The sequence below is a fragment of the Planktothrix prolifica NIVA-CYA 540 genome, assembly GCF_963864145.1.
Taxonomy (GTDB): Bacteria; Cyanobacteriota; Cyanobacteriia; order Cyanobacteriales; family Microcoleaceae; genus Planktothrix; species Planktothrix agardhii.
Genome location: NZ_CAWLTW010000001.1, coordinates 1,064,743 through 1,082,177, shown reverse-complemented (window position 1 = coordinate 1,082,177; position 17,435 = coordinate 1,064,743). Strand labels below are relative to the sequence as shown.

The following is a 17,435-nucleotide window of genomic DNA, read 5'->3' as shown; positions in this document are numbered from 1 at the left end:
CCCGCCTACGCTGAAAGTAAGTAATGAAATCAGTGGAATGCAAGGCACGAAAGTCCAATCTACTAATAGCCTAAATTGGTAGAAGGAGGAGGGAAAGACCGAGACGGGTTAACGAAAGTGAACCATTATAAGCTCCGTGATTGGCAGAGGAGTGAAATCAGGCTGAAACACTCTAACCAAAATGGTAAGTGAGCGGGTTGCTGGGGTGCGCTTATCAGCAATGAAAGGACAAAAGCTCATCGGAGTATAGATGGAACCCAACACGGTTGATAGTCAAGTAGATGGAACATGGTAAGCCCAATGGATTCTGTGAACAGTTTCCTCTGTTCAAAGTAGGTCAACTGCAAAGAAGACGGAACTATCCAGTGGGTAAAGGATGCCAGAGGAAGCAAAAGCTCTCGGTAATGCGGGAGATAGAGGCGAAAACTTAACCTCACGTTGAAAGACGGCAGACTTCTGGCAGGTCATCAACGATAAACCAACGTAAAGAAACCTAATAAGAGCGTGAAAGATAGAGTCTCATCAGACATCGGAGCGCAAAGACAGCCAACGAATTGGTCTGACATTGATTGGAAGACCGTTAAGAAGCGTGTCAGGAATCTGCGACAGAGGATTTATCGTGCTACTGAGAACGGTCAATGGAATCGGGTCAGAAGCCTGATGAAATTGATGTTACGCAGTTACTCCAACCTATTAGTATCCGTGCGACGGGTAACTCAAGAAAACAAGGGAAAAAACACCCCAGGTGTAGACGGGCAAATTGCTTCCACCTCGGAGCAAAGGCTCAATTTAGTGCAGAAAATGCAGGAATACTCTCTATGGAAAGTTCGCCCAACTCAGAGGGTTTACATCCCTAAAGCTAAGGGAAAATTTAGACCATTAGGAATTCCAACCCTGACTGACCGAATTGCACAAGCCCTTGTGAAAAACGCTTTAGAGCCAAGCTGGGAAGCTCGCTTTGAAGCGAATTCTTACGGATTTCGTCCCGGTAGAAACTGTCATGATGCTATTGAACAGGCATGGCTAAGATTACACTCTGGGAGAGATACCTGGGTTTTAGATGCTGATATTAAAGGAGCATTTGATAACCTAAGCCATGATTATATTCTCAAAGCAATTGGACAAGTTCCAGGCCGAGAATTAATCAAACAATGGCTCAAAGCCGGATACATTGAAGCTAAGATGTTTCATGCAACCGAAAGCGGAGTTCCACAAGGGGGTATCATCTCTCCACTTTTAGCAAATATCGCGCTAGATGGCTTAGAGAGATTGCTATCTAAATACACTAAAATTAAAGTGTATAAAACAGCAAAGCATCATCCCCCTAAATATGGATTTATTCGCTATGCGGATGACTTTCTAGTAACAGCAGAAAGTCAAGAAGACATCATAGCTATTCTTCCCGTTATCCAAGTTTTTCTGGCTGAAAGAGGATTAGTATTAAACCAGGATAAAACCAACATTGTTTCTGTGGAACAAGGTATTAATTTTTTAGGGTTTCATATCCGGCGGTTCAAGAATCATTGCTATAGCTTACCTCAAAAGGAGAAAGTGAAAACCTTTCTTCAGGGGATTCGAGACTGGTTAAAAGCTAATAAACAAGTGAAGCCAGAAGCAGTGATTTATCATCTTAATCCGATTTTACGAGGCTGGGGAAACTACTATAAAACGGGAGTAAGCAAACAGGTGTTTAACTATATTGACCACGAGGTTTGGAAGGCTCTGTGGAGATGGGCTTTAAGACGACATCCTACAAAAGGGAAAAGATGGGTTGCTAAAAAATATTTCCGAACTCTTCATGGTAGAGATTGGAACTTTACAACTCAAGTCCTAAACCGAAGGGGTAAACCGCAGGCTCTAACCTTGATTTGGCTATCGGATGTTCTAATCCAACGTCACGTTAAGGTTAAAGGCACATCATCCCCAGATAACCCAGCACTTTCAGACTACTGGTTTCATCGTCAAACTCGATACGGCAAAACTTATTGGGATAAAGGCTCTAAGCTTTATCGAGTTGCGACTAACCAAAATTGGCGATGCCCAGTTTGTAACGAACACCTGTTTAATGGAGAACCGCTACATACTCATCACAGCGTGCAGCTAAAACATGGTGGAACTGATGCAGAGGAAAATCTGATTCATCTTCATCAATCTTGTCACCAACTTCTGCACCGCTAGGAAAATGTTCTGAGTTGCAGATGGCTTGAGCGGCTTGATGGGAAACTGTCACGAGCCGTTCTGAGGGGGGAAGGATGCGGCGACGTATGCCTTCCTACCCGACAAAGTAGCGGTTCGTGTCAGCTTCGCTATTTCTACGCCCAGTTGCAGTTAATCCTGGCTCAAATGAAATTATAGTTGCAGTTAATTCCGGTTTGAAAATGTCTTGATTGCAGGTTTGGGCATTTATAATTGCAGGTCGCTACACCTAATAACTGTATTATATTGAGGTCGCACCCCAGCAATCAGCAAACCTATAAAAAATATATCATTGAAGCGATCGCCTAAAAATCACGTCTCACAATAATAGCGATCGCACTAACAAATAATTCGAGAAACAACTCCCGCACCTACAGTACGACCACCTTCACGAATAGTAAAATGCAATCCCTCCTCCATAGCGACAGGATTAATCAGGGTGACACTCATTGTGATATTTTCTCCAGGCATTACCATCTCAACGCCTTCAGGTAATTCTATAGTGCCAGTAATATCCGTAGTACGGAAGTAGAACCCTGGACGATAGCCTTTAAAGAAGGGTGTATGACGACCTCCTTCTTCTTTGCTCAGCACATAGACTACCGATTCAAATGTAGTGTGAGACTTGATGCTACCTGGCTTGGCTAAAATCTGACCACGCTCAATATCTTCACGCTTGATACCACGCAGCAGAACTCCTACGTTTTCACCAACACGACCTTCATAGAGGAGTTTTCTGAACATTTCAACACCAGTACAGGTTGATTTAACAGTGTCCTTAATCCCAACGATTTCAACTTCATCGCCTACTTTAATGATGCCGCGTTCGGCTCGACCATAAACCACCGTTCCACGACCAGAAACGGATAACACATCTTCAATGGGCAAAAGAAATGGCTTGTCAATATCACGTTCAGGCTCTGGAATGTAACTATCGAGGAAGCCAGCCAGCTCGATAACTTTCGCCTCCCATTCTGCTACGCCTTCCAGAGCTTTCAGTGCAGAACCACGGACAACTGGGAGATCATCACCTGGGTAATCGTACTGAGATAACAGCTCACGCACTTGCATTTCAACTAGTTCCAGTAGATCTTCATCATCAACCAGATCACATTTATTGAGGAAGACAATGATATAGGGAATACCAATTTGACGCGCCAGCAAGATTTGCTCACGGGTTTCTGGCATTGGTCCATCGGTTGCTGTAACAACCAGAATTGCACCATCCATCTGAGCAGCACCCGTGATCATATTTTTTATATAATCAGAGTGACTTGGGCAGTCAACGTGACTATAATGACGTGATGGAGTATTGTACTCTACATGAGAAGTATTGATACTGATACCGCACTCTCTTTCTTCTGGGGCATTATCGATTTGCTCGAAAGATAGTGCATTACCACCATAAGTCTTGGCAAGAACAGTAGTAATGGCAGTGGTGAGTGTAGTTTTACCGTGATTTATATGACCGATAGTGCCAACGCTAACTTGCGGCTTTGAGCGTTCAAATTTTTCTCTCATGATTAATCCTTAATTTTTTTCCCTTCCGTTGACTCAACAAGAATATCGATTGAATTGTAATACAGTCGGACTTTTATTCAATCAACAATCACTTTGAAAGTATAACCCTAAAATATATTTGCCGTCAATAACTTCAAGGATTTTCAAGCAATTCCAAATTCAAAACGGTAACAAAAGATACACAATACTGGAAGTAAAATTAACACGAATCTGCAAACACAGGAGTATCCCCAAGCATTCGATTAAATGTTGCCAACTTTTAAAGAGAAAGTACTTGGTAAGAGAGAGAATATCTTGAAAGAATCCTCTACGATTACCACGCTTACGCCGAATCTCTTGATAACTAGAATCTATCAACTGTAAAACCGTGTGAAATAGAAAAGCTAACAAATTAAGAGTAGGTTTTTAAGAAGTCAGGTAAATTAAATTTGACTTTTCGGTTGGGTTTAGAAAATGCTCCTTCAATCTCTAACACTTTCTGATTCAGTTTTTTCAACTCGCTCTTAATCGCTACTAATTCATTCAAGGAAGGATTGGGTTGACCGGAGGGAAGGGGCGGTTTAGGCAGTTTGGGATTTGTCATGAGTTTACTGATTTAATTTATCTTCAAATCTGAGCCAATAATTCCTTTAACTTTGCTTCTAAATCATCATCATAACGAATAACAATGACGGTATAACCCGAATCAAACTGAAAATTTTCTCGATCAACTTTATCTTGTTTTCGACGTTCAGGATGGTCATGAACAGAACCATCACAGAATAGAACAATTTTAGCTTGATGATAAACAAAATCCGGTTTTAAATTCGCTTCAGGAAAAAAGAATTGAGCCGCATCGGGTAACTTCATTCCTCGGTCATAGATAGCTTTTAAGACAACACGCTCTAACTCAGAATTGGGGTCAGTTTGAGCGAGTAACTGTTGATATTCTTCATCACGGGAAAGTATACCAGAAGAACGGTTTAAGGTGCTATGGGTTAATTTTTCTAAGGTATCTCGAATTAAATGACGATTGAGTAAGGGGTGATCAAACTGATTGCGATAGGATAATAAACACTCATAACAAGCATTTGTACAACTGGGTTTTGGTTGTTTAAAATGACAAATCTCTAATGCAGCTTCAGCCAAAGTTTGGAAAGATAAAGGATTATCTAAAATCTGAGAGAGAACCCCAGCACCGCCTTCTGAGGCTTCCCAAAATAATAAATAGTTTTCTTCTCCGACTCGTTCACAAGAAAGCTCATCTTCTTCTAACTTATAAACCGCTTGAATTGCCCGGGATAAGGCAAATTGTAGAGAAGCTAGATAACCTTCAGTATCCTGAGTTGGTAACTGAACAGGTTTAATAATTAAAATATTAGACGTATCAGAAACCGTTAAACTAACTTCGGTCTGCAATTGCCCTGGGGGTATATTTTCTGTTGTAGAATCTCCCCAATACCCGGTTTTTAAATCTAACTTAAACCCTCGTTCTCCGGTTCGACGTAATCCGCGATTAATTCTCAACAGTTCAGCCGTTTCTCCATAGGTCAGTTTCAAAAGTTCTGTGCCATCATCAGCAACAACTTGAGCTAAATCTTGGCGTTGATTGGCATAGCGAAAATGAGTCGTAACATCATAGCCATATTTTAACCGTTCTTCCTCATCACAGGTAATTCGTTCCCGCCGTTGGGTGAAAGCCGTATCCATTTTTAAGACTTTAGCTAAATAAGCGGGAGTTCCTGATGAATTTGGGGTTAATCGTGAGCCACAATTATCACAATTATCTTGGTTCGCTTGAGTTCCTTCGTGAAAATAACCACACTTAAAACAAGTAGCAACTTGATTAAATTCTAAACCACTAACCGGAATTTTTGATTTAACAATTTGAAATTTATTCCCTTCATAATAAACAATATTCCGAGGGGCAAATTCTCGAATTGCCACAACCCGGGGACGGGATAGAAAATCGCTATCATTCCCAGAAGGAATAAACGCCCGAACCGGAAGACGAGGGAAATTAAACCCTGGTAAAAACCCTTCAGAAGCTAAATAACGATAGGGATAAAACTCAAAATTACTAACCCCAGACTGAGAATTAGATTGACCTATCAGTAAATCAATTTGTCGTTGAGCTTCCCGTTGGGCATTTTCAGCTTTCTGACGTTCTTCTTGGGTAATTCCTCCACCACGAGAACGGTCTATTGTATTTCGAGCATCTTCTAACTGTTTAACCGCTTCTTGATACAATAACCGCCATCTATCAAAAGCTTTATCAAAAGTTGTTAAAGCATTATCTAAAGTCAATTTTAACCAATCCCTTGAATACCAACGGGCTTTATTCAAATCTCCTTGACAGAAAACATCTGCTAAAATGATTTCTGCGGCTTGTAAACACTTATTTAAGGTTTGAGGGGTTAACGTTAATTGCAGTTTTAAGCTATCTTTAAGCGGATAGTTGGGTAAATCCAAATCCAGAATTTGATTCATTGAATCCCCTAAATCAGCCCCCGTATAAGCTAACCATAAGGAATAAATATGAGATTGAATTAAATCCTGATTTCCTAACTCTAATTTAGGCGGTGCGACAACCCCGGCAACCATTTGGGGTTGACGATGGTAGAAATATTGATCATGTCCACTTCCGGCCGCAGCATAGGTAATCACTAAAGCAGGTTGTCCACTGCGTCCGGCTCGTCCACTGCGTTGAGCATAATTGGCGGGAGAGGGGGGAACATTTCGCAAATGCACCACGCTGAGGTCAGCAATATCAATTCCTAATTCCATTGTTGGAGAACAGAATAAGGCGGCTAAGTCTCCCTGACGAAACTTATTTTCTCGTTTTTGACGGTTTTCATTATTAACTTGACCTGTATGTTCTCGCCCTTCCATTGTGCTAATTGTTTGAGCATTCTGTTGATAAAATTTCTGAAAGAACAAATTAGCATCTATCAACGTTAGTTCGCTTCCTTGTAGCCGTTTAGCCGTTAAAATATCAGGAGAAAGTTGAGAGAGTTGTTGAGCTTTCCAGAGCATACAACTAACCTGTAACTGAACTTCATCCCCATTTCTTTTGAGAAACCCTGAATCACAGAGAATATTAACAAAAGCTTTAATTAAACGCTCATATTCGGGTTCTGATAAATTCACGTTTAACCAGGGCCATGCACGGTCTGAGCGTAAGAAACGACCGAGTTTACTGTTTGATGTTAGTTTGACCTGAGTTTTATTTTTACCTTTATTTTGATTTGTTCCTGAAACTAATGTTGCAACTCTCGCTTCATGTAATACTTGATTGAGGTCAATTGTCCAAGGTTCTTTCAATGCTTGATTAACTTCTCTTTTTAACTTATCCGTTTCTTGAGGTTGTAATAACTCAACATCAATTACTAACTCGCGGCGCAGTTGGTCAAGAAAAGTTTTAATCACGGTAAAACGTTGTTCTGGAGTGGCTTGTAATAAAATAGAATCAGGAAATTTTTGCCACAATTGAGGGTTTTTACATTGGTTTTCTAAATTAGAATATTCAATGGCTAATAAACCACATTGCTCTAAATTCGGTTGCACAATTCGCCATCCTCGGCGTAAATCTTCATAAAGCCGATATTCAATTAAATGCTGAAAGGCTTGCTGATTGCGATCGCTATAATCACTAACCTGTTGAGCATAATCTTCCTGAGTTAACTTCATTTTATTAACAACTTCTATCGCTAAATCTTGATGAGTTAAAACTTGTTTAGCTTGTAATGCACTATATAAACTAGACCTTAAAAAACTGGTTTGGACAAAATCATTAAAATGTCCAGCTTGTAGGGAAGCATCTTGACGGTTATCGGTAAAACTTAATACTTTAGCGGATGTGGGGTTAATAGCCGAACAATCTTTTAAACGGCTGACTGTTGATAAACATAATAACGTTGTAGCGGTACTGCGACCTTCTGAACTCAGACGGGCTAATTTAGTAAATTCGTTCTTTTTGCGGTCATGAACAACACCACAATTTAAACAAGTTAAAAACGGTTTTGGCACAAACCAACAAGCGGTAGGCTTCTCTGAATCTTTAGCAATTCCTAAGTGGCTAACTCGTCCATCTGGAAATACAAATAACTTTTGAGGAATAAATTTTTGATACTCTGGTTTGGGTTCCCGTCCGCGTTTTTTTGTCACCTTAAACCAACTATCAGGTAAACGGTCTTGGTCGTCCCTTTCCCAGAGTCCCTCTTCATCGAGGGTGAGATATCCTTCTTGAATATCACTATCGGGTTCTGTATCCAGACTGGCGGCTAATAACGGCGTGACTTGTTCGATATTGTTATCGTAACGCACGGCGTAATATTCCTGGCCACAATCCCGACAGAAAACCAACGGATACAGTAAGCGGTTGTTGGTGGTGGTATATTGTCCTTCTAAGGTGAGAAACCGTTGGTCAGGGGCTTCTAAGGTAGCGTACACACTTCCCCCCTGGGAGATGAACTGATGGAGCCGAAATGCCATTCCTTTGGTCTGACTTCCCCATAACAGCATTTGTTTAAGAATATCAAGGCAAATTTCAGGAGAAAAACTCAATTCCTGAGCTAATTGTTGAGCGCCTGTTTGTAGAGAAATAGGAGTTCTTCGCACTAAATGACCGTCTTCTTCTTTAAGTCCTAACTGCATTTCTATCCAAGCACTGAGGGGATGTTGTTTAAATGCTTCTAAGGTTTTTTCTGTTTCCGGGGGCAACCCAGCAGTTAAACTATTTTGTAGTTCTTGAATAGTCGGATAGGGTCGTTGAATGGCTTTTTCTAGGGTTTCATCAATAACGTTATCGGGTTTAATTTCGACTCCAAATAATTTACTCGCTACCTCAGCAACGGTTTGACGGCGACTACTACGATTTCCTTCTGTGGACATAGTAGCAGAAGTCCCAATACAGAGAAAATTTTGCCCACAACGTTGTCTTAATTTGCGAATAACCACAGCAACATCAGCGCCTTGTCTACCTCGATAGGTGTGGAGTTCATCTAAGACTAAAAATTTTAATTCCGGTGAACTGACGAGGGAGTTTTCATAAATCCGAGTTAACATTAATTCTAACATCACATAATTGGTGAGCAGAATATGGGGCGGATGATTTTGAATTTCTGATTTTTCCTTTAAGCTTTCTTGACCTGTATATTTTTTGACCTGAATAAAACAATTAGGAACCTTTTCTAAAAATTTATTAAATTCTTCAGCTTGGGAATTAATTAAGGCATTCATGGGATAAACTAGAATTGCCTGTAATCCTTGTTGATGAGGATTTTGGAGTAAATAACTAATAATTGGCACAACGTAGGTTAAACTTTTTCCTGAACCTGTTCCTGTTGTTAATACATAAGGAATTTGTTGTTTAGCACGGCGAAAGGCTTGTTCTTGATGATAGTAAAATCTATAATTAGGAAAATAGCGTTTACAGTCGGGATGTAAAATATTTTGTTGAATTAAGGTTTCAATACTAGCACTTTGTTTATAGGCGGGATTAATTTGCACTAAAGGATCTTTCCAAAGCTGACCTTTATCGAGTTCGTTTTGAATAAAGGTTTTAATTTTAGAATCTCTGATTTTTAAGAAACTTTCAATATAATTGCGATAATCGGAAATAACTTGTTCTCGGAGTTCAAAAATATCTAAATTGGTTGTAGGTTTTAAGCTCAGATGATCTAAATTAGAAGCCGAACTGTTTTCGGGTTGTGAAGGAGAATTATCTGATAATCCTAATCGTTTGTTAAGATAGTTAACCAGTTGTTGTGTAAAATTTTCGGTTAGTGTATTACTATCGAAGACTTCACTAAGTTTGGCAAAATCCCAATCTTCAGGAATACTAGAAAATAAGGCTTCTAGTTGTTCATCGGTTAAGGATTCAACTTCTGTACAATCTAATTGTACCGTTTTTAAACCAATTAAAGGGCTAGTGGCTGAGATAGCAACTAAGGGTTGTTGTAATAAATCTTTAAGTCTGATGGGAATTTTCATAGTAATTTATTGAAAATAATAAATGTAGGGGTAATTCATAAATTATCCCTACATTATTAATTGAAGGTTTAAAACAAATCCAGGTAAAACATCTTCTCCCGATAAGGTTGGGGGATTTTCTAAAATTTCCTTTTCTTGTCCCTGACGATAAATTTCGACTTGGCGGTTTTGGGGGTTAATTAACCAACCTAAACGAGTACCATTATCAATATATTCCTGCATTTTGTCCTGTAGGGGTTTTAAAGAATCGCTAGGCGATCGCAATTCTATGATAAAATCGGGGGATAAGGGCAAAAATTTGTTTTTTTGTTCTGTCGTCAGTGATTCCCATTTAGCTAAAGGTATCCAAGCTGCATCAGGAGAAAAATTAGCCCCATTAGGAAGTATAAATCCCCCCGATGAGTCGAAGGTTATTCCTAATTTAGTTTGCCGATTCCACAAACCCAAATCTAGGTTAATATCTGAATTGCGCTTACTGGTTTCGCCTCCGGTGGGTGGCATAATAACTAAGTCTCCTTTAGCAGTTCGTTCTAATTTTAATTCACGGTTTGCGACACAAAGTTGATAAAATTGTTCATCGGTAATTGGGATGATTTCTGGATTGTTTAAAATTAATGCTGTCATGTTTTTATCTCCTTGATAATGGTGATTAAAACTAAACCTATCAAAAGCCTAACATATTTCCCAACTTTAATTTAATTCGTTGTTGGGCTTTAGCCCCTCTTGATTAAGAAGATTGCGCTGAAGCGCAACAACGGCGCAACAACGGCGCAACAACGGTTATGTTATTTTATCCCAGGCTTCTAATACTAATCTTTGGGTGCGATATTCTCCATATTTATTGATTTCCTTATTTTTCAGAACTCGGAAGGTTTCACTGGGAAATTCATCGCCATAAATATCCGCAGGGTCGAGAATATAGCGCAGTTCATCACGGGTTAAACCGTATAATTTGGCATATTTAGCATCAAGTTCGGCTCTTAATTTTGCCCGTCTTTCTTCATCCCAAATAAACGGTTCTCCGTCATATCCCATATCTTCTGCAAAGGGTTTCATATCATAAGCGGTGTAAACGAGTTCAATGACTCGACTGCTTATAAATTCGATATCTTCTGGGGTGTACCAGTCGGGGGGAATGATGGGGAGTTGTTTAACAATGAAAAAGTTAAAGTTATTTCCTCCTGCTTTTTGACGAGTTACAAAGTCAAATATTAAACTATTTAAACATCCATATAAACAGGCTATTAAAGGCACACTGTTTGATGTTGGAAACATTATAAATGCACTATCGCCAAGCGCGATTTGAGGTAATAAACTAAATATTGCTGTACGTTCGCTAGTTGCATTAGTAATACGTCTAAAACCTAACAACCATTTTTTATCCCATTTATCAGCTAATTTATTTTCAACTTCTTTTTTATCAACCCAGTAACGAGGAGTAACATTAAAATTAAAATCTTGTTTCATTTCGGGAGTAGTTTGAGGTAAATTTCCAGCGTTTAAATTGGCTTGTGTTGCACCTTCATAAGTCGAAAAACGATGATCAAATTGATGAAACATTTTAGCTTCATATAAAGGCAATAAATTTTCTCCTGCTTCATTTTCAAATAAACCGCTATCAGTATTCATCATAAACATGATCATAAATGAAATACCCCAAGGGTTCACCCCAGTTGCTTCATTTTCTAAAACAGGCACATATTGATAGATTTTTTTTGTTAATTCTGCATCTTGACGAGTCCGAAAGATAGGACAAGTTTTAGTATTTGGGTTAATAAGGGCGATTTCTTGCGCTGTCAGAGTAAACCGACGTTGTAAGTTATTGATATCTGAAAAATATCGACAATAAAATGTAAAATCAGCTTGCGTAATTTTTGCAGCATTACCTGTAATGGCTAGAGTACAAAATTTAAAAGCGTGGTGAACCGCAGAAAAAATAAAAGCTTCATTTTCAAAACCTGTTAGACTTGCTAACCGTTGAGATTTAATCAAATCAGCAAAAAAGTATTGGTTAAAAGAATCTGTTGCAATTCCAGTTGGTACTATAACACCTGCTCTACCATTTAATGATAAAATATTTTTTCCAAGTTCAGAAAATAATGAATATAAATTAATGCGTCCAAAACTTGTTAAAGGAAACCGATTAGCAGAATGGATGAATTTTTGGTAAGCATCAATATTATGTTTTTCCAACTCAAATTCAGCATATAAGCTAGAATTTAGAGTTTTTAATTTAGCAATCATTTTATCTCTTGCTGCCATGTTTGGAGCTTGTGAAATTTTCGCATCATGAATAGTAAAAAATTCCCTGGGATCAAATTGCAATTGTTCCCAAGGAGGATTACCCAAAACACAATCAAACCCGTTGTTGCGCTTCAGCGCATCTTCTTGAGGGTTAACGCCCAATAACGAAGTTTGTTCAAACACATCAGGAAACTCCAAACACCAATGAAAAAACCGCTTTTCTTCCGCCAACTTGTTCGCCGCATCAACCAACCTTTGAGTTACCGGATTTCCACCTAATAACTGTTTTAACGCCTCCGTAGTTGGTAATAACTGTAAATTCTGTTCAGTTAAACCCATAAAAAACGCCGCCGTCCATAAATTACAAGCCGAAAAATCACGCCACCAACCCAGATTATTTTCACTATGATTTTGTTGATATTGACTTTGTTTTTGCTTAATTTCCTTTGGTGTAGTTTCCGGTATTTCCGCAAACTCTCGCCATTTTTCTATATATTCACTGCGTCCGGTTTCTAAATCAACAAAATTCAAAGGAATTTGACCCGTTTCTAAATCTTTTCGTTCTTTCTTATTCCGAGTTTTAAATAAAGTCGATAACTTCTTATCATCTCCCGTCACCGCCTTAAAAGCATCATCCGGTATCCCCTCATCTAAACAGGAAATATCCAACACCCCCACCAAAGAATTACCGCATTTAATTCTATGGTCTAAAAAGTTCAAAGGTAAACCCTTACAAAACCCCTCTATCCATAACGCCACCTTGCATAAATCCACCGCCAACGGGTTCAAATCCACCCCATAAATACAATGTTGAACAACATCTCTAATCGCCTGTCTTAAAGCTTCAGGTGCGGGTTGAGATTCACCCGTTCTAATAATAGCTAATTCCTTACCAATTCTTCTCGCCGCCGCTAATAAAAAATGACCCGACCCACAAGCGGGGTCACAGACTTTTAAACTTAATAAAGCTTCTTCCTGTTGTTGGGCTTTAGCCCCTTCTTCTGCGCTAAAGCGCAACAACGGCGACAACAACGAGCGCAATTTTTCCTCAATTACAGGTTCCAAAGCACTCTTAATCAATTGTGCTACTAACTCAGGAGGCGTATAATAAGACCCGGTAGTTTTCCTATCACTTCCTATTACTAAAACAAACTCATACACCCCATTTTGTTGTCTAAATTGAGGCGTAAAATCTAATAAACTTTCATATACACTCCCCAATTCCTCCACATTCAACGCCCCATAATTCACCCGTCGTAATTGTCCCTTATTTTCATATAAAGATAACTCCCGAATTGATATCAATAAATCATGGTTATCAATCGCACAACCTTCTAATATTTTTAAAGTTTTCTCCCCAAATAAATCCCCATTCAAAGGCGATAACCCTAACACCTCACCCCGCCAATTCTCATTAAATAAGGCAAAAGTTACAATCAAACCTTGCCAAATATCCTGAAATCCTTCGCGGCGATAACTCGGACGTTCTGCTAAAGCTCTTAACCGTTCAATGCTATAATATTCTCGATAAATTCTAACATTTTCTGTATCTTCCCCCGCCAATAATAAATTACGGGATTCTGCCACCATTAAAAATAATAACCGATAAATTAAAAACAATAATAACCGATAAAAGTCCTTAGAAATTAACTGATTTTCTTCAATTAATTGCCGTAAACTTTGATTCTGTTGATGTTGTAAAAACCCCGTTCCTAACCTAATAATTGCCCGTTCCACCCCATCGCGTAACCTATCCCGTACCCGTCCCCCTTGTTGTAAGGTTTCCTGGTGATAAAACTCCAATAAACATTCATCCGTATCCTCAATTCCTTGGGGTAATCTAGTCCGGTGAAATAACCGATAAAATAACCCAAATTCAGCAAAATTTTCCCCATTAAGAATCTGTTCTAAATCAAACTCAAGATAAGTTAAACGAGTCATTAAAGAACAATCTCGCAACAACCGCCAGCGTAACCCATTAGTAACAATTCCCCATAAATGCTCAGTACGGTTTAAATATTCCTGCATTAACCCATGGGCTGAGAGTCGAGGAGTGCCAGAAGGAGGACGTTTTTCTAAAGTAGTCCGACAGCCAATAATATGAATCGGCGGTTGATTTTCTCCCTCCTCAACCCGATGGGAAATAGCGAAGGTTTGTTCATCAACAATTTCAGCTTTCGGTTGATAAATCGGGTTATATCCTAATAATTTTAATAACGGAACTGCCCAATATTCACGGGTGATGCTAGTGGCTGTTTCCGTATTATCTCGACTTAAACGGCGTTGAAAAATATTCCATAAATCCTTCGCTTCTCCCCAAGCAAAGGCAATTTCATCTTCTAACTTTTGACTGGAACTTAAGCCAAAATTTTCAGGTAACTGACCCTTGAAATCCCTTGAGACAATATCAATGGTCAAATCAAGAGCAATTAAATTTCCTTCAATTTGGATTCCGGTTAAAGTAGTCATAATTTAGACTCCATAAACAAGGTCATTTTTTATGTTGTTGTGCGTTGTTGCGCGTTGTTGCGCTTCAGCGCATCTTATTAAGGGCTAAAGCCCTACAACAGTAATTGATTACTTAGGAATTAAAATATAAATGCCTAAAATATCCATCGGTAACTGGGGATTAACTTTAACTTTTCCTTCCTTGGTAATAGCTCGGACACGCTGATGAGATGTTAATAAAACTTGCGCCCGTTCTTCAGCTATCGCTTCTAAATCCGGTTCTAAATCATCCAAACGAGTTAAAATTTGATTAATCCGATTGCGTTTATTTTCTATAGGTAAATTGCCCACAGGTTCACAGGACTGAAGTAAATCTAAAGACTCCTCCGTTGATAACCAATTAGCATTCGCCGGACTTCCAGTAAATCCTCTGACTAACGCTTCCTCAACTAATAATAGTTGTCCTTTTGAACTTTCTAATAAATGCCGAATCCTCAATAATAAAATAACCGTTGGTTTCGATACCCCTTCTGTCACCGTCACCCCACAACGGGCGGCTATGGGTTCCCGTTGCTGTTCATCTAAACTTTCTTCTAAAATATGACGGGCTAATCCTTCAACTAAGGGATGATTGCGCCCAATATATTCCACTCCTTCGGGGGCAGGAGAAGTAAAGGTAATCAATCTTGAATCATTGCCTAAAATCGGTTGGACACAAAGGGGAATATTGGCTAATTTCCAGCTTTTTTTCTGTTTAACTAAAGAACAACTTAACTTTTCACAAGCATTTTTAACAAACTCTGCCACATCAGTTTCACTACCTAAAATTTGGTCAGATTCAATTAACTCCTGTTGTACTTCTTCTGGTTTAATTGACCGTTGAGCAAAACGAGTCCGGTTCAATTTCTCCCTTTCTACCGCTTGATTCCAACTTTTATGAACTTCTCCCAAAGCAGAATCCTGATGCTCTAATAAATCAAAAATTGTTAATTGTTTCGCTTCTGCGGCTCTATCAAATAAAGATTTAAACACCGCTTCTTGTACGGTACTACTATCCATTGGTACGGGAACTGTAATTCCTAAAGATTTATGAATTTCTACAGCTTTACGAATTAAAACTTGTAAAACGGCTCCATCAATCGGGTTATCCTGACCATAAAGCAGAAAACATTTAACCTGTGGTGCTGTTTGTCCGTAACGGTCAATGCGTCCTTCCCGTTGTTCTAAACGATTAGGATTCCAAGGTAAATCATAGTGAATTGCAGCCGTAAAATGTTCCTGTAAGTTAATCCCTTCACTTAAACAATCCGTAGCAACTAATATCCGTTGGGGTGCATTTTTGAGTTCTTGTAAACGGATTTCTCGCTCATCTTCCGACTGTTCCCCAGTAATCGCAATTACCCGCAAGTTAGTTTTTTTAGTTTCTAATTCCTTCAGAGCTTCAGCAACATATTTAGCAGTAGCAATATAACGACACCAAATAATCGGATTTAACCCATCTTGAAGTAAAGTTTTAACCAGGGTTTTAACCTGATGTAATTTGCGGTCATTTGTCCCTTGCAGTTGTTTAGCTAGGATAACAAATTCTCGTAATTGACGTTTTTGAGAATCATTAAAAGTTTGTTTCCCCTTTTCAACAATAGTTGTCGGGGCTACATCTATTATTTGTTCCTGTTCGGTAGAATCATAAACATAAGTAGCGGCTAATTCTTCATCAAAATCTTCCGTTGTTTCCTCCACAACACTATATTTTTCAGTTTGACGGCTTAAAGTAGCAATTGCCGCCGCCGGAGAAGACATCACACAGCGCAAAATTGCCAAAGCCGACCAATAACGTCCCCGTCGTTGAGCATGACTCAGGGGAGTTTCCTCTGCGGTTTTCACCAGTCTCCAAGCAAAATCATAGACAGCTTCAAATAATTGGCGGTATTCTTTAGAAAGAGAATAGGGTTCTTCGAGAGAAACTCGTTGGGGAAATGGGGTTTCATTGCCTAACCAGTGCTGAATATCAATGCGTCGCCGTTGGACAAAATGACGGGCTAATTCAATCCGTTGTTTTTCGTTTAATTGGTCTAGGCTAAATTGTTTGAATTCAGGATTTAGTAATCCTAATAAAGATAAAAAAGACGCTTCAATTCCACTGTGAGGAGTAGCGGTAAGGAGAATTAAATGTTGATTAGATTTTGCAGCAATTTTTTGGACAAGTTGATGGCGTTGTTGTTGAGTGCTCCGTTCACCGCCTGTATGGGTACAGGTGTGGGCTTCATCGACAATCACTAAATCAGGACAATGGACAAGAAAACTCTCTCGGCGACGGTCAGATTTCACATAGTCCAAACTGACAATCAGATGGGGATAATAACTAAAAATATGGCTATCCCCAGCAGGTAAACTTCGTTCTAGCTTGGAAACCGTACCAGAACGCACCACAACCGCATCAATATGGAATTTTTGTTTCAGTTCTCGTTGCCATTGGTCGCACAGTTGAGGGGGGCATAAAACCGCCATTCGTTTGGCTTCTCCCCGGTCTAACAGTTCTCGAATAATCAACCCGGCTTCAATGGTTTTCCCAATCCCGACATCATCAGCAACCAGTAACCGTACTGTTTCTAACCGCAACGCCATTAATAAAGGAACCAGTTGATAGGGTCGTGGACGCACCGATAAGCGCCCCAAACAGCGAAACGGCCCCGCTCCACTGCGGAGACTGAGGCGAGTCGCATCCATCAGTAGTTGGGCGGCGGTATGGTTTTGAATTGTTTCCGGGTTGGGGGGATTAAATTGGGCAGGTTCAATGTTTTCTAAGCCGAGGCGGGTGAAAACCCCACAGATTTGTTCTTCGTTACCACTCAGGGGCCGTAACCGGACAACTTCGGAATTATCAGAAGGCAATACCACCCATTGCCGTTGCCGACAAATCACAATAGATCCAGGTTTTGCTGATTCACTCATGGGTCAAGAATAATAGATAGCTTGCTTAATTATATTAAGTTTAAGGGGAGATTGAAGTGCGATCGCTCTTGGGAATCTAGGGAGTTTTTAAGGTGGGCAAT

At 39.5% G+C, this 17,435-nt stretch carries 7 protein-coding genes; 1 reads left to right on the top strand and 6 read right to left on the bottom strand.

The features are described from left to right. Positions 1-504: 504 nt before the first annotated feature. Positions 505-2,178: a group II intron reverse transcriptase/maturase gene (gene ltrA, locus AC559H_RS05015; protein ID WP_026796177.1), complete on the top strand. Its 1,674-nt coding sequence runs from the start codon at positions 505-507 to the stop codon at positions 2,176-2,178. 357 nt (positions 2,179-2,535) lie between these two features. Here the strand turns inward: ltrA and tuf are convergent, their stop codons facing one another. The 6 genes from tuf to AC559H_RS04985 all read right to left on the bottom strand — a co-directional run bounded on the left by tuf (position 2,536) and on the right by AC559H_RS04985 (position 17,334). Further along, on the bottom strand, positions 2,536-3,717 hold the full coding sequence (gene tuf, locus AC559H_RS05010; protein ID WP_431602505.1) for an elongation factor Tu: 1,182 nt from the start codon (positions 3,715-3,717) through the stop codon (positions 2,536-2,538). 391 nt (positions 3,718-4,108) lie between these two features. Next, positions 4,109-4,300: a hypothetical protein gene (locus AC559H_RS05005; RefSeq protein WP_026793908.1), complete on the bottom strand. Its 192-nt coding sequence runs from the start codon at positions 4,298-4,300 to the stop codon at positions 4,109-4,111. Positions 4,301-4,323: 23 nt separating this feature from the next. Further along, positions 4,324-9,690 carry a DEAD/DEAH box helicase gene (locus AC559H_RS05000; protein ID WP_026793907.1) on the bottom strand — a complete coding sequence of 1,789 codons (5,367 nt, stop codon included), beginning with the start codon at positions 9,688-9,690 and terminating at the stop codon, positions 4,324-4,326. A 48-nt stretch (positions 9,691-9,738) separates the two neighbouring features. After that, a complete protein-coding gene (locus AC559H_RS04995; protein WP_026793906.1) occupies positions 9,739-10,314 on the bottom strand; it encodes a Uma2 family endonuclease in 576 nt (191 codons plus the stop codon). 156 nt (positions 10,315-10,470) lie between these two features. After that, complete coding sequence (locus AC559H_RS04990; protein ID WP_148292195.1) at positions 10,471-14,403, bottom strand: Eco57I restriction-modification methylase domain-containing protein; 3,933 nt, start codon at positions 14,401-14,403, stop codon at positions 10,471-10,473. A gap of 108 nt (positions 14,404-14,511) precedes the next feature. Continuing rightward, complete coding sequence (locus tag AC559H_RS04985) at positions 14,512-17,334, bottom strand: DUF8741 domain-containing protein (RefSeq protein WP_026793904.1); 2,823 nt, start codon at positions 17,332-17,334, stop codon at positions 14,512-14,514. Between the last annotated feature and the right edge of the window lie 101 nt (positions 17,335-17,435).

Bases quoted from the DNA above. Each gene is read 5' to 3' on its own strand.
- AC559H_RS05000 (WP_026793907.1), bottom strand. From the start codon at position 9,690: ATGAAAATTCCCATCAGACTTAAAGATTTATTACAACAACCCTTAGTT.
- tuf (WP_431602505.1), bottom strand. From the start codon at position 3,717: ATGAGAGAAAAATTTGAACGCTCAAAGCCGCAAGTTAGCGTTGGCACT.
- AC559H_RS05005 (WP_026793908.1), bottom strand. From the start codon at position 4,300: ATGACAAATCCCAAACTGCCTAAACCGCCCCTTCCCTCCGGTCAACCC.
- AC559H_RS04995 (WP_026793906.1), bottom strand. From the start codon at position 10,314: ATGACAGCATTAATTTTAAACAATCCAGAAATCATCCCAATTACCGAT.
- AC559H_RS04990 (WP_148292195.1), bottom strand. From the start codon at position 14,403: ATGACTACTTTAACCGGAATCCAAATTGAAGGAAATTTAATTGCTCTT.
- AC559H_RS04985 (WP_026793904.1), bottom strand. From the start codon at position 17,334: ATGAGTGAATCAGCAAAACCTGGATCTATTGTGATTTGTCGGCAACGG.